This window comes from Terriglobales bacterium, from assembly GCA_035561515.1.
GTDB lineage: Bacteria > Acidobacteriota > Terriglobia > Terriglobales > Acidobacteriaceae > DATMXP01.
In genome coordinates this window covers 17,461-41,164 of record DATMXP010000018.1, presented here as the reverse complement: position 1 = coordinate 41,164, position 23,704 = coordinate 17,461, and the positions used below count along the sequence as shown (strand labels likewise).

20 protein-coding genes are annotated in these 23,704 nt (G+C 56.5%); 5 read left to right on the top strand and 15 right to left on the bottom strand.

Annotated features, from left to right (window positions below):
• The gene (locus VN577_06935) at positions 1-780 is read left to right on the top strand and encodes a response regulator (protein HWR14545.1); all 780 of its coding nucleotides are present in this window, start codon (positions 1-3) and stop codon (positions 778-780) included.
• 18 nt (positions 781-798) lie between these two features.
• Here the strand turns inward: VN577_06935 and VN577_06930 are convergent, their stop codons facing one another.
• The 11 genes from VN577_06930 to VN577_06880 all read right to left on the bottom strand — a co-directional run bounded on the left by VN577_06930 (position 799) and on the right by VN577_06880 (position 14,682).
• Entirely contained in the window at positions 799-3,108 is a 2,310-nt protein-coding gene (locus VN577_06930) for a hypothetical protein (protein HWR14544.1), read from the bottom strand.
• 102 nt (positions 3,109-3,210) lie between these two features.
• On the bottom strand, positions 3,211-3,915 hold the full coding sequence (locus tag VN577_06925) for a lysophospholipid acyltransferase family protein (protein HWR14543.1): 705 nt from the start codon (positions 3,913-3,915) through the stop codon (positions 3,211-3,213).
• Between the two features lie 5 nt (positions 3,916-3,920).
• Positions 3,921-5,741 carry a PDZ domain-containing protein gene (locus tag VN577_06920; protein HWR14542.1) on the bottom strand — a complete coding sequence of 607 codons (1,821 nt, stop codon included), beginning with the start codon at positions 5,739-5,741 and terminating at the stop codon, positions 3,921-3,923.
• Positions 5,738-7,162: a UDP-N-acetylmuramate:L-alanyl-gamma-D-glutamyl-meso-diaminopimelate ligase gene (gene mpl / locus VN577_06915; protein ID HWR14541.1), complete on the bottom strand. Its 1,425-nt coding sequence runs from the start codon at positions 7,160-7,162 to the stop codon at positions 5,738-5,740. Before mpl ends, VN577_06920 begins: the two co-directional genes overlap by 4 nt.
• A 4-nt stretch (positions 7,163-7,166) precedes the next feature.
• Positions 7,167-8,129, bottom strand: coding sequence for an LD-carboxypeptidase (locus tag VN577_06910; GenBank protein HWR14540.1), 963 nt, complete (start codon positions 8,127-8,129; stop codon positions 7,167-7,169).
• A 25-nt stretch (positions 8,130-8,154) separates the two neighbouring features.
• The gene (gene dapF, locus VN577_06905) at positions 8,155-8,964 is read right to left on the bottom strand and encodes a diaminopimelate epimerase (protein HWR14539.1); all 810 of its coding nucleotides are present in this window, start codon (positions 8,962-8,964) and stop codon (positions 8,155-8,157) included.
• Positions 8,942-9,655: an MgtC/SapB family protein gene (locus VN577_06900; protein HWR14538.1), complete on the bottom strand. Its 714-nt coding sequence runs from the start codon at positions 9,653-9,655 to the stop codon at positions 8,942-8,944. Before VN577_06900 ends, dapF begins: the two co-directional genes overlap by 23 nt.
• A 50-nt stretch (positions 9,656-9,705) precedes the next feature.
• Positions 9,706-11,418, bottom strand: a complete 1,713-nt coding sequence (locus VN577_06895; GenBank protein ID HWR14537.1) for a hypothetical protein — start codon at positions 11,416-11,418, stop codon at positions 9,706-9,708.
• Positions 11,411-12,334 (bottom strand): PfkB family carbohydrate kinase, encoded by a 924-nt coding sequence (locus tag VN577_06890; protein HWR14536.1) that lies wholly within the window; start codon positions 12,332-12,334, stop codon positions 11,411-11,413. The genes VN577_06895 and VN577_06890 overlap by 8 nt, the downstream gene beginning before the upstream one ends.
• Entirely contained in the window at positions 12,335-13,213 is an 879-nt protein-coding gene (locus VN577_06885; GenBank protein ID HWR14535.1) for an S-methyl-5'-thioadenosine phosphorylase, read from the bottom strand. It abuts the gene before it with no gap.
• Positions 13,214-13,275: 62 nt separating this feature from the next.
• Positions 13,276-14,682 (bottom strand): hypothetical protein, encoded by a 1,407-nt coding sequence (locus VN577_06880; GenBank protein HWR14534.1) that lies wholly within the window; start codon positions 14,680-14,682, stop codon positions 13,276-13,278.
• A gap of 59 nt (positions 14,683-14,741) precedes the next feature.
• On the opposite strand from VN577_06880, the gene VN577_06875 reads away from it, so the two are divergent.
• On the top strand, positions 14,742-15,227 hold the full coding sequence (locus tag VN577_06875; protein ID HWR14533.1) for a tetratricopeptide repeat protein: 486 nt from the start codon (positions 14,742-14,744) through the stop codon (positions 15,225-15,227).
• A 4-nt stretch (positions 15,228-15,231) separates the two neighbouring features.
• On the opposite strand, the gene VN577_06870 is transcribed toward VN577_06875, so the two are convergent.
• Together VN577_06870 and VN577_06865 are read right to left on the bottom strand one after the other, a co-directional pair.
• On the bottom strand, positions 15,232-16,212 hold the full coding sequence (locus tag VN577_06870) for a DMT family transporter (GenBank protein HWR14532.1): 981 nt from the start codon (positions 16,210-16,212) through the stop codon (positions 15,232-15,234).
• Positions 16,213-16,457: 245 nt separating this feature from the next.
• Positions 16,458-17,885 carry a cation-efflux pump gene (locus tag VN577_06865; protein ID HWR14531.1) on the bottom strand — a complete coding sequence of 476 codons (1,428 nt, stop codon included), beginning with the start codon at positions 17,883-17,885 and terminating at the stop codon, positions 16,458-16,460.
• A 108-nt stretch (positions 17,886-17,993) separates the two neighbouring features.
• Here VN577_06865 and VN577_06860 point away from each other — a divergent pair, with 108 nt between their 5' ends.
• Positions 17,994-19,136: a peptidylprolyl isomerase gene (locus VN577_06860; GenBank protein HWR14530.1), complete on the top strand. Its 1,143-nt coding sequence runs from the start codon at positions 17,994-17,996 to the stop codon at positions 19,134-19,136.
• On the top strand, positions 19,133-20,218 hold the full coding sequence (locus VN577_06855; protein ID HWR14529.1) for an NAD-dependent epimerase/dehydratase family protein: 1,086 nt from the start codon (positions 19,133-19,135) through the stop codon (positions 20,216-20,218). The genes VN577_06860 and VN577_06855 overlap by 4 nt, the downstream gene beginning before the upstream one ends.
• Here VN577_06855 and VN577_06850 read toward each other — a convergent pair whose 3' ends face one another.
• Both VN577_06850 and aroB read right to left on the bottom strand, forming a co-directional pair.
• Positions 20,219-20,986 (bottom strand): class I SAM-dependent methyltransferase, encoded by a 768-nt coding sequence (locus VN577_06850; protein HWR14528.1) that lies wholly within the window; start codon positions 20,984-20,986, stop codon positions 20,219-20,221. It lies immediately after the preceding gene.
• A complete protein-coding gene (gene aroB, locus VN577_06845; GenBank protein ID HWR14527.1) occupies positions 20,986-22,080 on the bottom strand; it encodes a 3-dehydroquinate synthase in 1,095 nt (364 codons plus the stop codon). The genes VN577_06850 and aroB overlap by 1 nt, the downstream gene beginning before the upstream one ends.
• Positions 22,081-22,125: 45 nt before the next feature.
• Between aroB and nadB the strand changes: the two genes are divergently transcribed.
• On the top strand, positions 22,126-23,703 hold the full coding sequence (gene nadB, locus VN577_06840; protein HWR14526.1) for an L-aspartate oxidase: 1,578 nt from the start codon (positions 22,126-22,128) through the stop codon (positions 23,701-23,703).
• Position 23,704: the final 1 nt, after the last annotated feature.

Here is a 23,704-nt window from a genome sequence, read left to right as displayed (position 1 = left end):
ATGTCAGAGAAGATCACATCCATTGTTGACGGTAAGCCGATACGGGTGCTCCTGCTGGATGACCTGGAAGACCACCTGGTTCTCAGTGCGACGATCCTGCGCCGTAATGGGTACGACGTAACAACATCGTCGACGATCGAGGAAGCAGAGACGAAGCTGCACGACATCGATATCGCGGTACTCGATTACCACCTTGGCGCAGGAAAGTTCGGAACGGAAGTCGCGGATTCCTTGCGCAGAAAACGCCCGGAGGTGCCGATCATCATCATGTCGGCCACACTGGAGCGGCGCTTCGGCGGGATCGCTGACATGCATCTGCTGAAGGGATACAGTTCGGTGGACGATCTGCTTGGCGCTCTGCGTTCTTTCGAGAACAAGAAGCGAGGCAAGCCGGTCGTGGTGGATGCGAGAGACTTCTACTACTCGCGGATCAGCGTGTGCATGGGCGAGGATGTCGTGATGGAGATTATGGATCGCGACGGAGTCCTGCAATACGTGAACGACTACTTCGCTGCATTCTTCGACAAGAAGCGGGGCTGGTTTGTTGGAAAGAACATCTTCGAGCAGTTCCCCGAACTGGGCGAGAACTGGCGCGAGGTCATCAAGACGGTAGCGGATACGCGCGAAACGTACATCGACCGCGGATTCCGCGGACTGCCTCACCTGCCAACCAAAAGCGCACGGTGGACATGGAATGTGCTGGTCTTTCCTATCAAGCTGCAGGATGGGCGCGACGGCGTGGTGCTGACAGCGAGGATGATCGAGAAGAAGGGGTTCTAGGGCTCCCTTCGATACCTGCTAATACAGCAGGCGGAAGATATCGCTGTAATCGTCGGTCCAGAGGCGTGGGCCTACGTTGTGCACGTACTCGACTTTCACGTTGTTGAGTTCGGGGATTGTAAGCAAGTCCGGGTTGCGCGACATCAGGAACCATAGGCTATCGAACACGTAGCCATTTCCCCTGTTGAACGTCAGCAATGAGGGAGCATGGAAATACTCCGCCGCCCCCTTCACCACAGGGACAAGGTTCACGTGACGGCTGGTGATGTGGACTGCGATCACACCAGTCTCGGGATTCAAGTGCTTCCAGTAGGTGTCGAACGCTTCCTTGGTTAGAAGGTGCACGGGAATGGCGTCGCCGGCGAAGGCGTCCAACACCAGCATGTCGAATTGCTGCTGCCGACCGGAGGCCGCCTCGAGCTCCATAGAAAGGCGTGCGTCGCCCAAGACGGTGGTGATGGAAGCCTGTGAATTGCGGATGAAGGTGAAGACCGGGCGATCTCCCGTGGAGAGCTTCACTACATCGGGATTGATCTCGTAATAACGGATTGTGTCGCCAAAATGAGCATACCCAGCGAGTGCTCCTGCACCAAGGCCAACAACGCCGATACGCAAATTACCCTGTCCGATACCGCGACTTGGATGATTCCTAAGAACGATGGAAACTCCACTGCTCGCCCCATAGTACGCGATAGGAGTCCGGTCAAGAGGTGGATCAAGTTGCGCGCCATGGATGGTTTGTCCATGCACAATCTGGGTTATACCGGGGGTTTTCAATACGCGCACCACGCCGTAGAAGTTGCGCGTGCTGGAGAAGAGTCCGGGCTTTGGTTGCGCACTCAAATAAAGCGTGGCCATCGCGGCTATGGCAATCACAATCATCGGGATCTGGACAAAGCGAAAACCGCGACGGGCCGTGAACGAGCCGCGTAAAACCACCGCACCCATGACGGTGATGATGCCGAGCAAGAGAGTCAACGGATAGAAACGGATTGTTTCAAGGCCCGGAACGATGCCGGGAATCCATTTAGTCGAAGCGAGCGCGACGAGAACGGTTCCGACGATGACGAGGACTGGAATCCACGGTTCGGTGCGGAAAATCCAGGAGCTCTCATCGCGGTAAAGGGTCAGCAGGACGAGGATGACCGTAAGGGCCAGTACCAACTGGAATTCCGCGAACGAATTGAAGATATGCGGCGCAATGATCCCGACAAAAACTCCCCCTGCTGCTCCCCCGGCTGATACCGCCAAGTAGAACGAAGTCAGTTTCTGCACATTCGGCTTGAGTCTTACAAGCTCGCCGTGGCAGACCATGCACGCCGAAAAAAGTAGCACGGGCACGGTAATCAGCCGTGCGGAAACCTGCTCGTAAATCAACGCCGCACAAGTTAGGAACAACGAGATGACGAAGAGCGGCTGAAATATGGCGCGCTTGTACCAGCGAGGGTGATCGAAACAGAGAATGAAGGAAAGCAGGTAGATCGCCAGTGGGAAGACCCACAAAAGCGGGACGGTGATGATCTCCTCGCAAATGAGATTCGTGGTCGCCAGCAGGAGTGCCGAGGCGCATGCGGCTAGAAGGAACCAGAGCACGGGAAGCCATGGGGAACTGGCCGCGAACGAATTCGTATCAGTTGCGATCTTCCATTGGGCTGATTCTGCCGAACGTGCCTTCAATGCACAGTACGCGCAGGCGACCGTAAAGCTGCAGAACAACACCGCCCAAATCTGCCCTTGGAGTTTCAACCGTAACATCGGCTCAAACAAAAATGGGAAGCTCAGCAGTCCAAGGAGCGAACCCATGTTGGATACGGAGTACAGGCGATAGGTTCTTGCGTCGCCGACGAGGCGCCCGAACCACGATTGCAGAAGCGGTCCGGTGGTAGAGAGTACGAAGTATGGGAGTCCGGCCGCGAGAAGGATGATGAGCGCAACGCTGGCGGCTGGGCTATCGCTCGGCATGGGTCGCCAGGTGTTTCCGGGTGTGATCGCCGACGGCCAAACGAATGAGAGCACAGCCACTGCTAGAAACGAAAGTCCCAGGAGTCCGACGTGGACTTTGGTTTGCACCTCAGCGGAGAGCCGCGCGGACACCGTGTGCGAGTAGAAGTACCCTCCCAACAGCAGTACCTGGAACACCAGCATGCTCGTGGTCCAGACGGCAGCCGAGCCTCCGAACCAAGGAAGGATGTGCTTGCTTACGATTAACTGAACCTGAAACAGCAGGAACGCGCTGAGGAACGACGTAAACGCGAACAGCAAGGTTGTGGTGCGGGGTATGCGGATCGGCGCTGCCACCGCTGGTTTTGTTGCCGTGCTGGAACTCACGTCTTCCTCTCTAGTCGGGCCGGACTTTCGGAGTATCCCAGAGCGGCTAAAAGGCATGCTGTGAGGCGGGTCACATCTGTCACTCAGTGATGTGACCGAAAGCTATCCACGACGGTCAGGCGGAAGAGCACTGGCGATGTCGTCACGAACCTTTTGCATCAGCTCGTCACGATCGGGATAGTGTTGCGGATCGACTGGCTGATGGAAAACAACGGTGACAACTCCGGGTTTCGCCAGAATCTTGCCCTTTGGCAACAGAGTCTCGGATCCCACAAGCGTGATGGGCACAATCGGAACACCGGTTTCGAGCGCGAGATAGAAAGGCCCTTTCTTAAAAGGCAGCAAGCGCCCGTCTCGTGACCGCGTGCCTTCGGGGAAAACCACCATGTGCAGTCCACGGCGAACGGTCGTCTCTGCTTCCCTGACACTGGCAACAGCGGCGTCGCGATTGCGGCGATCGATGGGAACGAAGTCTCCCATACGCATGGCCTTTCCGAAGATCGGAATTTTGAACAACTCCTTCTTCACCAGAACGGTAACTCGATGAGGCAGTAGCGGAATCAGCAGCGGCGGGTCGAGGTTCGACACGTGGTTGGACATGAAGATGTAGTTGCGCGAAAGGTCCAACTGATCGTAACCAACGGTCTTCCACCGAATTCCGGCGAGGCGAATGCCGACGAGCGCGATCCACATGGCGGACCGATAGAGTGCATCGATTCGACCACTGATGAAGGTCCATGGAAACGCCCACAGCGCATCAAGGGGAACCATGATCGTGTACCAGATAAGCGTGAGGAGACTGCGCATGATCGCTATCGTTCCTCCGCAGGAAGGCTGTCTCCGCGCATCCATGCGGCCCGGGCGGCACGCTGAGCGTCAGTGATGTTCGGAACGTCCTCGAAGGAGAAGTACACGTCCTGTTTGGTGCCGAGTTTGAATGTAACTTCCCGGACTTTGTCCTTTGCCGAAACCTTCAGTCGAAGCGTGCTGTCGGGCTTCATCGCGGCAATCTGGTCTTCGATACGCGCTTCAGGATCGGCTCCGTTAACGGCGAGAATCACATCGCCTGCTTGAAGAGAGGCACGCGCGGCTTCACTACCAGGTGCTACTGAAGTAATTACGGGGTTCGGTCCGAAATTGGTCGAAGCCGTAAAACCAGGATCAGCGACCTTCACGGCTGACTGCTGCAGCGTCAGCCCCACGGTGCGGAAGAAAGTGTTGTAGGAGATGTCGTCAGTTCCCGAGACGTAGCGGCGGAAGAATCCGCTGAAGTCAACGCCCGTTACGGCCTCTACTGCAGAGCGAATCCCATCGGTGTCGTCAAAGTACTTCCCTTGCTTAGGGTATTGCAGGTTCAGGTAGTGAAAGAGGTCCCGGAGAGACTTGCGCCCGTTGGTGACTCGTCGCATTTCCAGGTCGAGCAGAACACCTACAATCTGCCCTTTGTCGTAATAGGAGACACTTCGTTCCGCAGTACGGTAGTAGGGATATTTTTCAAGCCAAGCGTCCAGGCTCGATTCTTCGACCGACTGCGTCTTCTTTGCCGGGCGGATTTCCAGCTGCCGAATCTCAGAAGCGAGGCGTTCCAGAAATGTACGCGAATCGATGAGTCCGGCGCGGACGAGCATGTATTCGCCCACGGTGCTGGTCACGCCCTCAAGGAACCAAAGCGACCGACTGTAGTTTTCGCGGGTGTAGTCGATCGGTTCCAAGGCTTGCGAGCGGATCCGCTTGACATTCCAGAGATGAAAGAACTCGTGGGCACTCACTCCAAATAAAGATGAGGGCTCTTGTTGAAGCCGCCCGGCACTGATCTCGATGGCAGTGGAATACGCGTGCTCCATTCCGCCACGACCGGGAAACCGAGGAAAATGGTAAATGAACGTGAATCGATCGAATGGGCGATCGTCCATCCAGTCGATTTCCGCTGCTGTGACTTTGATCAGCGTGTCTCTCACGAGATTCAAGTCGTAGTCGCCGTGTTCGGCGTGAATGACGACGCTGAAACTACCATCCGCGGAACGGAACTCGATTTGTTTGTGCTGGCTGATTTCAACTGGTGAATCGACGAGCCGATCGTAATTTTCTGCGCAGTAGCCGGAATCTGATTGAGTGTTGAGCGCGGTTGCGACCTTCCAGTCGTTGGGGACATTCGCGAAATAGACCTGAACGAGCTGATTGGTAGCAGCCACTGGATAAATCAGCACCTGCGCCAGGTTGAGGAACGCGTGCGCGGATGTGAATTCGGTACCGAAGGGCCCCGGCTCGGACGCAAGGATTTCGTACTCAATCGATACTGCGTTCGGGACAGACCATGTGGTCTTGTCGAGTTTGTGTACGGAAACTGGCTGACCTTCCGCAGTCGTAGCACGTAGCCAATTCACATGCTCAGCAAAATCGCGCACCTGATAAGTAGCGTTCCAAACGGGTAGTTGCACGCGCAGCGAGGGAGACGTTGGGGCGATCGACATGCGAATGCGAAGTAATTGATGCGGAGCATCGGCGAGCGTGATGTCGTACTTCCAAAGGGACGATCCGACCTGTCCGTTGTTGAGGTGCGCCGGACAGGGTGCCTGCGCATCCGATGCGACTGAAACAAACAGAATGACTACAGCCGCGAGCAGCCGTTTCAAGCGGACGTTTTCACCTCGTTGAGAGTTCGAATGCGAGCAGGAAGCTTCTCATAAATGGAACCGAATCCGCCATTGGAAAGGATGGCAACGACATCTCCAGGCAGCAGTTCTGGCGCTATGGTTGCGACAATCTCGTCGGCATTTGCGAGTACACGTGCCGGTTTGCCGTTGCTGTTCAGATCTCTGATCACATCTTCGGGATGCAGCCGCTCATGTTCTGGAATGGCCTCAGGCTTGAAAATGGCGGCAATTACGACGCGGTCGGCGAGGCTCAGCGCCTCCACAAGTTCACGTTGAAATACGTTGCGGCGGAGGGTGTTGGAGCGAGGCTCAAGTATGGCCCAAAGGCGACGTCCGTTGTAGCGCGTCCGCAGGGCTTGTAACGTTTGAGAGATCGCGGTTGGATGGTGGGCGAAATCGTCGATGATGGTGATGCCGTATACTTCGTCGCGGACTTCGAGGCGGCGCTTCACGCTTTCAAACGTGCGCAAAGCTTCGGCTATCTTTTCGACGGGAATGCCGTATCCGGCAGCCATGGCTGTGGCAGCTGTTGCGTTCAGGACGTTGTACTCACCGGCAAGTGCGAACTCAAATTCGGCCCAGGGTTCGTCGTTGCGAAGCACCTGCCAGGCAGTGCGCTCCGGTTCGTAGGAAACGTCGGTGACACGCCAGGTTGAGTTCTTGTGAAACCCATAGCGCTCTACCGTGCAGAAGGCCTTCGCAATGCATTCATCGACGTTGGCGCTACCGTCCCAGGCGAGCAGCCGTCCACGACGCGGAACCAGGTTCACAAGTCGCTTGAAGGCGATCTTCACTGCGTCGAGGTCTTTGTAGATGTCAGCGTGATCAAACTCGACGGAGGTCAGGATCACGGAATCCGGAAAGTAGTGAAGAAACTTGGGGCCTTTGTCGAAGAACGCGGTGTCATATTCGTCGGCTTCGATGATGAAGTTCTTGCCCTTCGACACCCGGAAACTGCTCTGGAAGTTCTCGGCGATTCCGCCAATCAGGAACGACGGATCCTGGCCAGCAACGTGGAAGATCCACGAGACCATTGAGGTGGTTGTGGTTTTGCCGTGGGTACCGGCGATCGCGATGACATCGTGTTTCGCGAGGAATTCGTCATGGAGCAAATGCGGCAGAGATTGGAACGGAATACGGCGGTCGAGCACGTATTCGAGTTCAACGTTGCCACGGGAAATTGCATTGCCAATGATGACGAGGTCGGGAGCGGGTTCGAGATTCTTTTCCGCAAAAGGCTGGGCCACGGGGATGCCAAGTTCCGCGAGAAAATCAGACATGGGCGGATACGCCGCGGCGTCGGAGCCGGTTACGTGAAATCCGCGTATTTTCAGCATTCCGGCCAACGATGCCATTGCCGTGCCACAGATGCCAATGAGATGTATGTGTTTGGAGTTCATTCCTTCAGTGCGCGGCAGAAGTCGTCGAGCAAACTGCCGATTCCAGAATAGTGAGTGTGGCGGAAATTTCGTCGGCCTGCAATCGGGCGCGAACACCAAAAGGCAAAGTCACATTACCTGAGGGAACATGACCCGACGGCAGCCCGAAGGCGATGGGAATATCGAGATCACCAAGGATCCGCAGGATGACTTCTTGCAGGGTGTAATCCTGTCCACCGGGCTGAATGCAATCGACCATTTGACCGAACACGATACCCCGAACGCCGTCAAACTTACCCGCATACTTCATCTGCATGAGCATGCGGTCGATCTGGTATGGCTTGGTGCCAATGTCTTCGAGGAACAGGAGGGTATCTCCGGTCTCGAATTCGTACGGAGTCCCCAATGATGCGGCGAGGATACTGAGGCAGCCTCCATAAAGTTGACCTTCAGCTTCGCCCGATATCAGTGTCTCCAGGCCACGGCGCTGGAACAGGCTCTTCCCTTCTGTGATTGCGAACCAAGACTCGAGTTCGACGCCATCTTCGTGGGCAAAGTCCTTGGCGGCCATGGGGCCATGGAATGTGACGAGGCCAGTCTCGTCGGTGAGCCAAGTCAAAAGACAGGTAAGGTCGCTATAGCCGATCAGCAGTTTGGGGTTGCGCCGGATCACATCGACGTCAATCAACGGCAGCAGATAGTTAGCGCCGTAGCCACCCCGAGCGCACAAGATCGCACGTACATCGGGGGCTTCAAACATGCGCATCAGGTCGCGAGCCCGTTCCTCATGCGATCCGGCGAAGTAAAGGTCCTGCCGCAAAACGCTCTCACCCAGAACGACTTTGTAACCGAGTTGCTGCAAGTGCGTGACGCCCGCCTGAAGCGCTTCCGATTGAATGTTGGAAGCAGGTGAGACGATGCCGATGGTGTCTCCGCGACGGAGGGGCGGGGGCTTCAGGATGTCGCGGGAGGTTGGCATTGGAGCCATAGTATCAGGTCATCCCTGCACGACTTCAGAGGTAGTACTCACCCTTACACAGGATCTTCGCGGGCCCGGTCAGGGCAATCCGCTCGTTCCATTCGACGGTCTGTGGTCCACCCGGAGAAACAACTTTCACTGGTGACTGCACGCGTCCGGTGTGAACGGCCGCCACGGCTGATGCGCACGATCCAGTGCCAGAGGACTGGGTTTCGCCTGCCCCCCGTTCGAATATGCGGATCTCGATCTCGTTTCGTCCGGTGATCTTCACGAATTCGACATTCGTGCGGTTTGGAAATACTGGATGGTGCTCGAGCTCGGCGCCGAGCTTCGGCCAGTCCGGCGTGAATTCGTCGACGAAAACGATGAACTGGGGGTTTCCTACAGACAGTCTCAGACCTCGATGTGTTCCGGAGGTGGTCTGGATCGTCTCTTCGCCTGCGATTTCGGGTACGCCCATATCGCTACGGAATTGAAATGTCATATCGTCCCGAGCAGTCAGGGTGCAGGTTTTTATTCCAGCATCGGTCAGGATCCGAACTTCCTTTGCGCCGTGCTCGTGGGCGTACCAGGCTGCCACGCAGCGCGTACCGTTGCCGGAAACCTCCGCGTCAGAGCCGTCGGAGTTGATCAGGCGGGCGTACAGGTCAGCTTTATCGGACTTGAACAGCCACTCAACGCCGTCGGCGCCAACGCCGTTGTGGCGGTCGCAAATCGAACGTGTAATCGCGTGCAGCTGTTCTGACGGAGCAATTTGGCCGTCGATGATGAGGAAGTCGTTGCCACACGCGGTAGCTTTTACAAATGGGAGGATGGCCATGTTATTCGTGGTCAGTGATGCCAAGACACTCCACGCTTTCCGCTTGAGGCACGACTTTTAATTTCTTCAAGATTGACTGATGTTCCTGGTAGGTGCCATGGATAGTGAACTGCACTCGGAAGTGTCCGTTGGACCGCCCGATCTGCACGCTCTCCATGATCTTGCGATCGTCTTCGAGCACGCCGTTGACTGCCGCGATGATCTCATCCGCCAACTGTCCACGCATTTCGTAGATCATCGTCACATCCTTCAGGTTGAAGCGCTTCTCCAGTAGACCGAGTACCGATAGCGCGAGTACGAGAACCACGGTAGCGAAAATTGCCGGGATATAGAGGCCGCCGCCGCACGCCATTCCGATGGACGCAACGACGAATATGGTAGCCGCGGTGGTGAGACCGCTAACATTGCCGCGCGCGTGCAAAATCGAGCCGGCGCCAATGAATCCGATGCCAGGGATAATCTGCGCCGCTATGCGGGTGTGGTCGCCGGTGAACTCCCCAGCCAGCTTGTACGAGAGGATCGTGAACATCGCCGAACCGAAGCAGATGAACATGTTCGTTCGAAGACCGGCCGGCTTCCGGTGAATCTCACGCTCCAGTCCGATGGCGCCGCCGAGAAACGCCGCAAGCACCAGTCGCAACATGGTCTGGGCGGTGAAATAGGCCAGCTCGGTTTGCGGACCATAGTGTTCCCAGAGCTGTTTGAGCAGATCCATTGCAGCGGATTGTAACGCAGAGCCCTTCGGCTTCCGAGTGTGGTTTTAGATCACTGGTGAAGGCTTGACCGATAGACCGAAATGGAACTTTGGCGGGGCGCTGTAAACTCGGCGATCTTTTGTAGACCTTCCGGATTTGCCTTGATCGCATTGGAAACGGGATCTCCGTCGGTGGCGATCACGAAATCGGCCATCCGGGCCGGACTGAAGAGCGCCGATCCCCAAATGCGCTTCTGACATTCGTTGATGGTGCGCTTCAACGGGAAACCGATGCTCTGGAGGGCTCCGCCGTGCTGACCGATAAACATCAGGATGGTGGAGTCAGTTGGGAGAGTCGGGAGATAGGCAGACAGTTGTTTTTCCAGCACGATACGATCCCGCGAATTAACACGTGCCTCCTGAAGGCAGATCGGGACTGCGCGCCAAACGTTCACATAACTGGTCAGGACAAATAGGAACCCCGCCACAATGAACGCCAGCTTGATTTTTCTGGACCGGAATCGGCGCAGGAAGAGGAACAGCAGAACCGCGCCGAATGCGGCAAAAGCCGGAAGCAGTTGGGTGCCATAGCGCACGTTGTAATAGGAGAACGGCCACCAAACTGGCATGAAGATGGGTACTCCACCCCAAGCGATGGAGATGGCGTAAAACGGCACGGGAATCCAGAGGAGAAGCCAGGCACTCAGAGGACGAATGAAACCCAGCACGAAAACCGATCCGAGCACGGCGGCATAAATCCAGATCCTTTCTGATCGTTCGGTGGTCGCCATGTTGAGTTTGGCCGACTTCACAAAGTAAGTGGCACCGACTGAGGGCGCATTCCATCCCGGATGGTGCGGCTGTCCGGCCTGCCGTGTTCTCGCCTCAATCCCTCGAGCCGAGTAAGGCCCCCGCACGAATGCCAGCGGGTCCTTGAATTCCTTTTTGTTGAACCAGAACCAACCTATGGGAAATATCGCCAGAAGGATGATGAACGCGATCAACGCCCGGCGCCAGGAACGTTCGTGAATGAAATGAAGCGGCTCAAGTCCGCTTTGACGACTGGCTGAGATCAGGAGAAGTAACGCAACGATGGCGTAGACGACAGCCGTAAACCATCCGTCGTAGCGCGTCATGATTCCCAGCAAAAGAAAGAAGCCGGTCCCTACCAGACTTCTTTGGGCCTGGGGATCGTTCCCCTGAAGCAAGTGCAAGCGAAACTCCGACAGAAACACCGTCGCCCATACGAATGCCGCCAAGTAGATGGACTCGGTCATCGCCGTCGCTTGCAGATAAAGGAGGTTGGGGTTAAGCGCGCAGACCATGGCGGCAAACCAGGCAGACACGCGTGATGCATGTTCGTTATTTGGAATGGACGCCATGCCATGTCGAACAAGGCGGAAGATGCCAACAACTCCGGCGACAAACGCAAACATGGACGGAATCGATCCAGCTAAACCGGTCTTCCACATCCAGGTTGACCAGATGAATGGCTGCATCAGCAGGTGCGGCAAGGGCAGCCATACAGTACCAAACTGAAACAATCCCGGCAGGCGCGAGTCCAGAACTCGACGTCCGATATTCAGGTGCGCTACGGCATCCCCATACAGCAACAGTTCGCCCGTGTGCCAGTAGTAGAGGAAGGCGGTGAGGCTGCAAACAATCGCGATGAACGTCAGGAGGAGGTAGTCCGGCCAGCGGCGTTCACGTGCACGGGGGGCTTCCGCTTCGATAGTGAGCGGCAGTTCCCGTACACGTGATGCCGTATCTTCGGAACTACTCAAGGTGTGTTAACTCACGGAAAATCTGGAAGCGTTCTTCGATTTCATCTCTCGTTACGCGCTGCAGACGGCGGGTACCGAAGTCTTCCACGGCGAAGGAGCCCATCACGCCGCCGTAGAACATGGCGCGTTTCAGCGTCTCACGGTTGATCTCTCCCTGCGACGCAATGTATCCCATAAAGCCTCCGGCGAACGAATCGCCAGCGCCTGTGGGGTCCTTCACCTGCTCCAGTGGCAGGGTTGGCGCACGGAACGGGTGTCGTCCGATGCCGAATGCGCCTTCGCGGAAGAACACAGTCGCTCCGTACTCACCGTGCTTGATGACGAGAGCCTTCGGCCCCATCGCCAGTACCTTTTGCGCTGCGCGAGGAACGCTGCCGTCTTTGGCAAGCATCTTCGCTTCGCCGTCGTTGATGAGAAGGATGTCGATGCCCTTCAGCGTTTCGGTCAACTCGGGCCGGGTGATGTCGATCCACAGGTTCATGGTGTCGCCGCCGACGAGTTTCGACCCGTTCATCTGGCGACGCACATCCGACTGCAATGACGGATGGATATTTCCCAGGAACAGGAAATCGGTTTTCAGATACTCGGTGGGAATCTTCGGCTGGAATTTCTCGAAAACGTTCAAGTGCGTGAAAATCGTCTTGGCTTCGTTGGGGTTCTCGCCATACTCGCCTGACCAATAAAAAGTCTTCCCGTCCGCCCGCTCAATGCCGCGGGTATCGATTTTGCGCTTTTGGAATACAGCTTCCTGATCAGGACCGAAATCGTCACCAACCACGCCGACAACACGGACATCCGTGAAGAAGCTGGCGGCGAGGCTGAAGTGTGTGGCGGAACCGCCCAGTTCGCGCTCGACGGAGCCGAACGGAGTCTTGATGGAATCGTATGCAACTGAACCGACAACCAGAATCGACATCTATGCGCCCGCCTTTTGTCCGAAGTATTTGCCGAGAATCGGGTTGAGCTTTTTCAGCGTAGCTGCCGGCACTTTGCTGCGATCCGTGAGAATCGCCGTCGCCAGTGCCTGATCGCATTTGCACGATTTTGTGGCGGGCATTCCCCTCACTGCATGGCGAACCACGTTACAGGCATTCTCTGCATTCTTGTGCAGCACGGCGACGATCTGTTCCACCGTGACGGAGTCGTGCTCCGGATGCCAGCAGTCATAGTCGGTAACCATCGCGAGTGTTGAGTAGCAAATCTCCGCCTCGCGCGCCAGTTTCGCCTCCTGAAGGTTGGTCATGCCGATTACGTCGGCTCCCCAACTGCGATACAGGTTTGACTCGGCTTTGGTTGAAAACTGCGGACCTTCCATGCACACGTACGTGCCGTTCATCTTCGAGACGACGCTGGCCTCGCGGCATGCATGATTGATGACCTGTTGCACCTCATGGCAGACCGGATCTCCGAATCCCACGTGCGCGACAATGCCATCGCCGAAAAACGTGGAAACACGGGCGAAAGTACGGTCGATGAACTGATCGGGAATCACGAAATCGGTAGGCTTGTGCTCCTGCTTCAATGATCCGACAGCAGAAAGAGAAACGATGCGCTCCACCCCGAGCATCTTCATACCCATGATGTTGGCCCGGAAGTTCAACTCGGTCGGCATCAGGCGATGTCCACGTCCATGCCGCGCGAGGAAGGCAACTTTGCGGCCCTCTAGAGTACCGAGGATGTAAGCGTCTGACGGATCGCCAAAGGGAGTTTCGAGCTTTACCTCACGTACGTCTGAAAAGCCCGGCATGCTATATAAACCGCTGCCACCGATAATTCCTATTTCTGCTTGGGACAAAACCTTCTCCTGAAAAGTTCTTTGAAGGGGAACCCGCGATTATACAAAAGCGACACTGAGGGCTACTGCTTGGGAAGCTGCAAACGTTCCAACGCAGCCGAGCGAACTTTCTTCGAAATCTCCGGAGGGAAGCTCTCCGTGATCAAGACGTAGTCTCCCTGCCGCTCGATGAAGATGTCGCCCTCTTCCGACTTCCAGTGTCCTGGCTCGTTTTCGACCGGCGCGATGTTTTTGTACCGGATGCCCACCGCTCCGGCATAAACATCCGCGAAGTGATTTGCCGCCTCCGCCGAACTCCATTTCGAGACGTACAGTAGCCCGATGTCTTCTGTCTTTGACGGCTTAACACCACGTTTGCCGGCAGCGTAGTAATAACTGTTGCGCCATGAGGTAGCGAGCCTTCGAGCCTGTTCCGCAGTGCGGCCATATTCCTGGGCAAGCACCAAAACATCGAACTGGCCAACACAATCCACGTCAAAGCGCTGCCATTCCTTTCCGAGAACTTTGTCGAGATCCGGCACGGGCAATGGCGGCACTGCCTCGCCTTCTTCGTAGGTCTCCGGCTCCATAATCTGCCGAGTGGTGGCAGGTGGATTTTTGAAGGGCGTTGTGAATGCCTCGGAGGTGGACTTCTTCATCAACGAAAGAACAAAGTTCAGGCCATAGGTGTACGGGAACTTCAAATCTTCCCGCAGGTACAGCGGAGCGTGACCAAAGATGGGCGCCTCGGATTCCGACAGCATGCCCGACTGAACCGCCCTGGCGATATCCGGACTGGACGCGAGCGTAAGGCCACGAGGCTCAAGGAGGTAGTCAATCATCGTCGCTGCCGCCTGACCTTCCATCACCGCTACACGGGCTGATAGGGACTCGCTGGTAGTGACGTCGTACTCGCCGTTTTTCGGCTTAGCCTGCTTGAAGTACTTCTGGAGATCGAAGTTCTGATCCTGAAGCGCGTGAGTCAATTCATGGGCGAGCACCGGCTTTTGCGATTCCACATCGAGCCAATCGAGCAGGTAAACAGTTTTTGTCTTCGGATCGTAGTAACCCGCCACCGACTCCGTGTAGAGAGCCAGGAGGGTACCACCGAGCGATGAGTCGCGCGGGATTAGACCGAACTTCTTGAGCACGAGTTCCGCCTGTTGCAGGCGCTGGGCAGACTCGTCTTCTTTGAAGGCCTTCAGAAAGAATTGTTCTACTTCAGCCCGGCTCGTGAGCTTTCTTTTGACCGGATGCTTGATCGGTAGGCCAGTACGTTCGCTGGCAAATTTCAGGATTTCATCGACAGCCTTGAAGAGCTTGTCGGCCTCTTCGGGACTAATGCGGTGTTCAGTTTGTTCGGCAGGTTGTTGCTGGGGCTCTGACGGCTGTGGCTGCTGGCCCAAGGCCATGCCAACCAACAAAAAAGCGGCGAGAAACGCGCGTTTGATCCTCACGTTCTTACCAGCATGACACAGGGGGCGGAGCATGTCATTTCGGAGGTTGCGCTTCACATTTCGTCTGGATAAGATTCTGCTAAATCCATCATATGCAAGGGTCCGATCAACGCGATGCTGCGGTCCAGTTCTTCCGGCAGGGCTATGCCCTCCAGATGAAGGGCGAGTACGAGCGCGCCATTGAGCTGTATACCCGGTCGATTGAAGCTTACCCAACGGCCGAGGCGTATACCTTCCGTGGCTGGAGCTATTCGTTCCTGGGCGATTACGACACCGCGATCTCCGAATGCAAGCAAGCAATCCGCGTCGATCCCGACTTCGGTAATCCCTACAACGACATCGGCGCCTACCTCATCGAGCAGGGCAAACTCGCTGAATCACTTGACTGGCTGGAGAAAGCCACGCGTGCCCCCCGCTACGATTCCTATTGTTATCCGTGGTTCAACATGGGGCGGATCTACGAGCGCATGCACCGTTGGGACAAGGCGGCAGAGTGCTACGAGAAGGCGCTTGCGGAAAATCCCGATTACCAGGTTGCGAAGGTGGCCCTGCGCAAGCTGAAGATCATGTGGAACTAGCCGCTCACTCCATCGGCTCAACGATTACCGCGCTTCCCTTTCGATCCGGCATCTGAACGATCAGCGTTGCCCCCAGCACCAGCGTCATTCCGATGATCTGCATCGGGCCTAACACTTCGCCCAAGGTTACCGCAGCGATGATGATGGAGAACACCGGTTCGAGGCAGCTGGTGACGATTGCCCGCGTAGGATCGAGATGCTGGAGTCCTGCAAAGTAAAAAGAGAACGGAAGCAGAATCGACATCACGGCAAACACAAACAGGAACACCCATTGTTGCGATGAGTAATGGGCCGCGATGATGCGCCACGGAGGATTCACAATGGCCCAGAATGCAGCGGCTCCGAGAAAGACGTACAGCACGACCTTCCAGCGATCATGTTTCTGCACCACGTTGCCGCCGAAGACGTTGTAGAACGCAAAAGAAAGCGATGCCAGCATAGCCGCTGTAACACCCAGCCTGTCTGTCCTTAAGCCATCGCCGGTAAAGACGTCTATCACAAGCGCAGTGCCCAGAAGTGCCACGCCTATGGAAACGATCTTCTGTAAACTCGCGCGTTGCAGGCCACGAGCCACCATGTACAGCAACACCCACACAGGCGCTGTGTATTGCAGAATGATCGCTGTCGCAACATTCGTCCGCTGGATCGCGAGATAGTAGAAGTAGTTGGAAGCAGCCACACCGACCACTCCCACCAACATCACTCGTAAGAAGTCTTTTCTCGGCATGGCCAATGCGGAACGGCCACGAAATGCCAGCAGAATTGGGGCCAGCACCAGGAAGGAAATGGTCGTCCTGCTTTGCGCCAGGATCAATGGGTCGATGGGAGCAAGCGCCTGACCTGAACCAAACAGCTTGCCTGTGAATGCCGCACGGCCAAGAGTGGCGGAAATCGCCCAGCAAATAGTGGCGGCCGCGATGAACAGGTATCCGCGGACGGGATGATTATGTCTCGGCGATAAGCTGGTCGAGTCTTTCAGGGTCAAATCCGATCATTACCTCTTCGCCGATGACTAATGTGGGCGTCGAACGGCTCTGATACTTGTAGATTAAATCCTCGACAGCTTGCGGGTCACTGCTAACGTCACGATCTTCGAATGGAATCCCTCTCTCCGAGAGGTAGGACTTCGCCCATGTACACGGGGGTCAACCGGGCTGCGTGAACAGGATGATTTTTGGAGTCATGCGTGATTGGAGGGCAATTCTACCTGAAAGGTGCAAGAAAATTATGTTACCGAAGATTGTCCGTGCTGGGCTCCGGGTGAATCAGCACTCGGAATAAATTCGGGTCCATGTTCTTGATGCGGATCTCCAATGCGGTCATCAAGTCGTGCACCCTGGACATCGGCAACTCGTCGTCCATAGTGCAGTGACATGAGACGTAACGCTTCTCGCCCACACGTTTGAAGACCACTTCGTGCATATCAAGGATTCCAGGAAAGTCAGAAACAGCTTCCTTCATCCGGCGTTCGAGGTCCGCGTTGGCTTCGAGATGCTCGGCCGTTTCTATCGTCGCCGGTTCGCTTTCGATGTGGGTCAGAATCGAATCGATCTCGGGCACTTTGGCCCGAATATCCGCTTCCAATTCGGTGACGCGATCATGCGCGTCTTTCAGCTTCAGGGTTTCGTCCAACTCAAGATGCTGTTCCACGTGAAGGCGGCCGTTGAAGTCCTGGATGCTGATATCGTGCACGTTGAGGTTACTCGACGCGGCTACCCCACGGATGCGGTCGAATACGTTCTCGGTGGATACCGCACGGGCGGTCGGGTGTACCACGACATCGGCGTCGGGGAGGATACGGCGCACCGCCTCCGCCACTTCGCGGGTAACCTGCTCAGACCGTTGAAATGTGACGTTGCGGCTTAGACCAATCGCCAGATCGGCGAAATACCGATTTCCGGCCCGACGAATACGGGCGCGCTCAACCTCAATGACGCCGTCCACCTTTTCCACCGCATCCAGAATCTGGTTCCTCGCTCCCGATGGTGCGGCGTCGAGAAGCGCATCGATCGTCTGACGCGCGAGTCGCCAACTGACAGAGATCACGATTCCGGCGACTACCAGCGCGGCCAGCGGGTCAGCAATGCGAAGCCAAGGGATCCCCCAGTAACGGCCGACTGAGACTAGCGCCAATCCCAGGATGACGACGGAACTTGACCATATATCGGTCCGAAAGTGCAGCGCGTCCGCAGCGAGCGCCTGGCTGTCGTACTTGTCCGCGACGTTCTTCAGGGCTCGCGACCTCCACTGGTCCACGGCAATGGAGAAAAACATCACGAGGAACGCAGCGACACTGGGCTCGATTTCGACTTCATGAAAGAACAGCCGCTTCCCTGCTTCCCAGATGATCCATGCGCACGTCAACAGGAGAAGGCCAGTTTCCAGAAACGCGGAGAAGTTCTCGAACTTGCCGTGTCCGTACTGGTGGTCGAGGTCGGCAGGCTTGTCGGAAACTCTGACCGAGAACAGGGTGATGACGGCGGCGACGAGGTCCAGACCCGAATGAAGCGCCTCGGACAAGATGCCGAGAGAACCCGTTGTGATACCGACGACGACCTTCAGGCCCGTAATGCCCAACGCTGCCCAGACCGAGTTCTGGGCGACGTTCCGCTTCTCCGACCGCATCTGATCGGCGCTGGTTGTGGCTGTCGATGTCACGAAGTGCCATTATCGCTGTTCCACAACGCATCCGCCAAGCACGGTTATGCTAGGATTCTGACGCTGATTTTCCTGCATACATACCAGCAAATGGGGATTGGAGAATCCATGCGCACAGCAATCTTCCTGATACTCATCTCGGCCGTTATCGTCTCGGCCCAAGTTGCTCCTCCCGCAACTTCGAAACCGGCGCCACAGGCAACGACTCCTGCGACTCCAACTGCACCACCCGTCACCAAACCGGAAGACGTCCCGCTCACCGCCGCGGTAATAACCATTCACGGAGTCTGCCCCGACAAACCGGCCGGAACCGATCCGAATTCCGAGGACTGCAAGACCGTTGTCACCCGTGGTGAATTTGAGAAACTGGCCAACACACTCTCGCCGGTTATGCCGGGATCTGCCAAGCAGCAACTCGCCGCGGAATATTCACGGATGCTGGTGTTCGGTGACGAAGCCCGCAAACTGGGACTTGAGAAATCGCAACGCTTCCGCGACCTGATGGCGTTTGTGCAGTTGCAGGTTCTCGCTCGCGAGATGCAGTTGCACATGCAGGAAAAGGCGAAGCCCTCGGCTGCGGAGGTCGAGAACTTCTATAAGCAGAATCCGGGCCGGTTTGAAGAGTTGTCGGTGAGCCGCATATTCATCCCGAGAAGCCGCCCTGCGGATGGCGGTGCCGAAACTAAGCAGGCAACTGATGATGATCTGAAAGCACAGGCTGAAAAGGCGCGGGCACGCGTGGCAGCCGGTGAATCGTTCGAGCAGGTGCAAAAGGACGTTTACGAAGCAGCCGGATTCAAAACACCGCCTCCGCCGACGTCGATTCCCAATTGGCGAAAAGAAGCGCTCTCCCCAGAACAGCAACAGTTATTCAACATGAAGCCGGGCGAACTTAGCCAGCCGATGCTGGAAGGCGCGGGCGTTTACATTTACCGCGTCGACGACAGAAAACCAGTTCCCTTCGAGCAGGCTAAAAGCGAGATTGAAACACAGTTAACGAACGAAAGAATGAAACAGCAGGTGGATGCTATAAGCACGCACGTCAAGGCGGATGTGAACCAGCCGTATTTCCGCGCGCTAACCGCCGCGGATCAAGGCGCAGGTGCTCCGCCGCCTGCCGGTGCGACGAGAGCACCAGCCGCCGCGAGCCCGGGAACAGCGCCGGCAAAGAGCTCTAATGCGGGTGCTGCAACTGGCACGAAGCCGATGCCCTCCACCGCCCCAAAACCTGCACCAACAACGAAAAAGTGAAAGGAAACTCCAAACCAGCCATCCTTGTAACCGGCATCTCCGGCAACCTGGGAACGCGACTTCTCAGGTTGCTGGTCGATGACTTCGATGTGATCGGCGTAGACTTCGCCGCCCCTGTTACCGACCTTCCGCTACGCTTCGAAAAAATAGATTTGTCGCGGGAGTCTGCCTGCCATCGTTTGGTTGAAGTTCTTCGAGCAACCAAGGCTCGCGCCGTCGTTCATCTGGCCTTCGTTATTGATCCAGTTCGCACGGGTGTACTGGACAGAGACCGGATGTGGCAGATCAACGTTGCTGGAACGGCCCGGGTCATGGAGGCCATCACAGAGGTTAACCGCCATAACACGAATGTCGATACCTTCATTTTTCCGAGTAGCGTATCTGCATATGGTCCTGAGACTCCCTACCTAGTAAAGGAAGACTACCCTCTCGGCGCCCACACCTTGCCCTACGCCATCCATAAGCAGGAAGCCGACGATGTTGTCCGATATCGCGCTGAAAGCATGGGCAATTGCACGACGTATGTTCTTCGTCCGCACATCTTCGCGGGTGCGACGATGCAGAACTACCTGATCGGAGTCCTTCGAGGCACCCCCACAGGGAAAGGAAAGTTCGCTGAGAAGCTTCGAAAAAAAGGTAAGCGACTCCCGCTGATTATTCCCGGAAAGAAATATCGTCAGAGCCGTTTCCAATTTCTGCATGTAGACGACATGGCGCGGCTGCTCAACTACATTCTGAGGAAACCCGTGTCGGGCAAGAACGAACTCGTCGTCCTGAATGTCGCGGGGAAAGGCTCACCCGTGAATCTGCAGGAAGCAGCTCAGTTGGCAGATGCACGGATCATCGAAGTTCCTGGGCGCTGGATCATGTGGCTGATTCTGAGGTTGGGCTGGAGATTCGGCATATCCGGGATTCCTCCCGAGTCATTGCCTTACATGATCGGCTCCTACACGATGGACACTACTCGTCTGCAAAAGTTCCTGGGTGGCGATTATGATCGGGTCATTCAGTACACCATCGGCGAGGCGCTATTGGATAGCTTCCGTCCCGTCGAAGAGGTTCAGGCGGCAGTTGTACGCTGATTATTTCCTGCCGCGATAAAGGCCCGCAATCCCAAACGTGTAAGGCGTCCACGAAACATCTCGGAAGCCTGCCTGCCGCATGCGCTCGAGCATTTCTTCCGGCGCGGGGAAACGCGCTACCGACGCAGGAAGATACGCATAGGGGCCGCGTACACCGGAGATGAGAGTGCCGATCTTGGGCAACACCGAACGGAAATAGAATCGGTAGAGTTTCCCGAGCAGACCCCTCGGCTCTCCGAAATCGAGGATGCCTATCTCGCCATTGTTCCGCAGCACGCGATAGATCTCGCACAGGCCTGCGTTGTAGTCGGCCAAATTGCGAAACCCGAAGGCAGACGTCACCAGGTCGAAGTGATCACCCGGCAGGGGCAACTGCAAAGCATCAGCCTCCACCCACCGAAGCTTTGTCCCTTGGGACTTCACCACCGCACGTTGCAGCATCGCATGAGAGAAGTCCGCGCCGATGATCTCAGCAGCGCGCCCGCCGGAACGACGCGACAAAGCAAACGTCATGTCGCCGGTTCCGCAGCACAGATCCAGGATGCGTGAGTCGCTCCGGACAAGTATCTGACGAAATGTTCTTGACGCCCGCCACCACCAGTAGCGATCGGTGTTCAACGAGAGGACGTGATTCAGCAGGTCGTAGCGGTGTGCGATCGACGTGAACATCTCGCGCACGGCACGGGAAGCCGACTCGCGATCGTTGGCACCGGTCGGCGATGCTCCGATCACTTTCGGCTTTTGATCCGTTTTGATTTCCGTCTCCATCAGGCAGTCTGCGACAAGTACCTCAGTTCTTCTACTGCCTGGATCACGGCACGCTCCGGGACTTCGTTCACAATCTCCACTTTCCCGATTTCGGTTGGCAAAATGAAATGCACTTTGCCGTCGATGGTCTTCTTGTCGCTTGCAAGTCGCTTGATCACCTGCTTACCGCGCGATTCCACCTTGGGCAGCGGAGCGTAAGCCAGCACCGTCGAGATAATCCGGCGGGCAGTTTCCGGTTCAGTCTTCTGGACCGCGGTCGCGATCATCGAAGCGGCGACCATGCCCCACGCTACGGCCTCTCCGTGCAGGAACTGCCGATAACGAGTTTCGGCTTCGAGTGCGTGTCCGATGGTGTGTCCGAAGTTCAGGATCCGGCGCAAATCGCCCTCGCGCTCATCGGCCGACACCACCTCCGCCTTCACCTGCACCGCAGAACTGATCAACCACTCCAGTGCAGTGGCATCGCGTTGAAGCACCTTCTCGCGATTTTGCTCCATGTACTCGAAAATCTCCGGACGCCGAATGAGTCCGCACTTCATGACTTCGTAAAGGCCGGCACGAAATTCGCGATCAGGCAGCGTACCCAGCACTGCGGGATCAATCAGTACCGCTCGCGGATGATGGAATGTTCCGACCAGGTTCTTCCCTTCCGCCAGATCCACACCCGTCTTTCCGCCGACCGAAGCGTCAACTTGCGCCAGAAGTGTCGTAGGAACCTGTACGACCTCAATTCCGCGCATGTAGAGGGAAGCAGCAAAACCCGCCACGTCGCCGACTACGCCACCCCCAAACGCGACGACCACCGACTTCCGATCGGCACCGCGCTTGACCAGATTTCGGATAAGGTCCTCGACGGTCTTGAGAGTCTTGTACTTCTCGCCATCCGGGATCTCGAAGAAAACAGTGTCGAATTCTTTCAGCGCCTCGGCCAGCGCTTCGCCCCAGATCTTGCGGATTGGCGTTGTGGTAACCACGTATAGGCGACGCCGCCCCTGAAACAATTCGTTCAGGAACACGCCCGCCCGGTTTACCAGGCCATTTTCGATGACTGCGCTGTAGGGATGCGCAGGTATATTGATATCAACCCGTTGCACTCAATCAATAATAACTTAGGGCGCGGTGTTAACATTTCCGCAGACATGAAGAGCGTTCCAGCTGAAACAGATTTCGTTGTGGTCGGCGCCGGTATAGCCGGCCTTCGTGCGGCCATCGAACTCGCGTCGGCGGGCCGCGTTTTGGTACTCGCGAAACTCGAGTACACGGAATCCGCTACCCAGTACGCGCAGGGTGGAATTGCTGCTGCCCTCAGCGATGAAGACGAAATCTCCCTGCACTTCCAGGACACGCTCAACGCCGGCGACGGCATCGTGAATCCTGACGCCGCTCACGTTCTCGTCGAAGAAGGCCCGGAGCGCATCGAGGAACTCATTGCCTGGGGCACCCAGTTCGACCGCAATGGCACAAAGCTGGCATTTACCCGCGAAGGCGCTCACAGCCGTGATCGTATCCTCCACGCCCATGGCGACTCGACCGGCCAGGAAATCGGACGCGCACTCTATTTCAAAGCGAAATCGCTGAAGAACATCTCCATCTGTGAGTTCGAATTCGCAACCGACTTGCTGGTGGAAGATGGCCGCGTAGTCGGCTTGAACTTGCTCGACCAGGGCGGTGTCATTCACCCGGTACGAGCGGCAGCCGTCCTGCTGGCAACGGGTGGACTCGGACATGTCTTCAAGGAGACCACCAACCCCAGCGTCGCTACCGGAGACGGTGTTGCGATGGCCTACCGCGCCGGTGCCGAAGTCAGCGACATGGAATTCGTGCAGTTCCATCCGACCGCGTTATACGTCAAAGGCACGCCGCGGTTCCTTCTGTCGGAGGCTCTACGGGGAGAAGGCGCGGTTCTGCGCAACGAGCAGATGACCCGCTTTATGCCGAAATACCATTCGCTAGGCGAACTTGCGCCGCGTGATGTCGTTGCCCGGGCCATCGCGCACGAACTTGAAGTAAGCCGCAGCAAGGATCCCGTCGTCTATCTCGATCTCACTCACAAAAACGCGGCACTCCTGCAAAAGCGTTTCCCTCGGATTTACGAGACATGCCTCAAGTACAACGTGGACATCAGCACGGAGATGATCCCCGTGCGTCCCGCAGTCCATTACGCCATGGGCGGCATCCGCACCGACCTTTACGGCAGAACAACCCTTCCCGGCTTGTACGCTGCGGGTGAAGTAGCCTGCACCGGCGTACACGGAGCAAACCGGTTGGCGAGCAATTCGCTGTTAGAGGGATTGGTCTATGGCGCTCGCGCCGCTCGAACCATGCATCAGGACACAAAACCCGGACATGGCTCAAAACTGAAAGAGATTAAAGACAAGTCGAACCACGCTGCGACACAGACTTCAAAGCCTGCCGAAGAAATCATTCGGCAGATACAGGAAATTATGTGGCGTGAGGTCGGCATTGTTCGCTCCCGGCAATCCCTGAATCGCGCTTTGGAGCAGTTGCAGGATGTGCAGAATTCCCTGCCGAAAGAAGACTGCCGCCGCTGCTATGAGGCCCGCAACATCTGGCAGACAGCCACTCTCATCGCGAAGTCCGCAGCGGCTCGACTGGAAAGCCGTGGTGCTCACTACCGAATGGATTACTCCGACCACGACGATGTCAAATTCAAGAAGCACTCCATCGTCGCAGGAGACAAGGTCAGGTTCGAGTAGC

Excerpts from the sequence above, each read along its gene's own strand:
- VN577_06910 (HWR14540.1), bottom strand. The coding sequence starts at position 8,129 with ATGGCTCCAATGCCAACCTCCCGCGACATCCTGAAGCCCCCGCCCCTC.
- VN577_06875 (HWR14533.1), top strand. The coding sequence starts at position 14,742 with ATGCAAGGGTCCGATCAACGCGATGCTGCGGTCCAGTTCTTCCGGCAG.
- VN577_06900 (HWR14538.1), bottom strand. The coding sequence starts at position 9,655 with ATGGATCTGCTCAAACAGCTCTGGGAACACTATGGTCCGCAAACCGAG.
- VN577_06860 (HWR14530.1), top strand. The coding sequence starts at position 17,994 with ATGCGCACAGCAATCTTCCTGATACTCATCTCGGCCGTTATCGTCTCG.
- mpl (HWR14541.1), bottom strand. The coding sequence starts at position 7,162 with ATGAACTCCAAACACATACATCTCATTGGCATCTGTGGCACGGCAATG.
- VN577_06935 (HWR14545.1), top strand. The coding sequence starts at position 1 with ATGTCAGAGAAGATCACATCCATTGTTGACGGTAAGCCGATACGGGTG.
- VN577_06850 (HWR14528.1), bottom strand. The coding sequence starts at position 20,986 with ATGGAGACGGAAATCAAAACGGATCAAAAGCCGAAAGTGATCGGAGCA.
- VN577_06890 (HWR14536.1), bottom strand. The coding sequence starts at position 12,334 with ATGTCGATTCTGGTTGTCGGTTCAGTTGCATACGATTCCATCAAGACT.
- VN577_06880 (HWR14534.1), bottom strand. The coding sequence starts at position 14,682 with ATGCTCCGCCCCCTGTGTCATGCTGGTAAGAACGTGAGGATCAAACGC.
- nadB (HWR14526.1), top strand. The coding sequence starts at position 22,126 with ATGAAGAGCGTTCCAGCTGAAACAGATTTCGTTGTGGTCGGCGCCGGT.
- VN577_06925 (HWR14543.1), bottom strand. The coding sequence starts at position 3,915 with ATGCGCAGTCTCCTCACGCTTATCTGGTACACGATCATGGTTCCCCTT.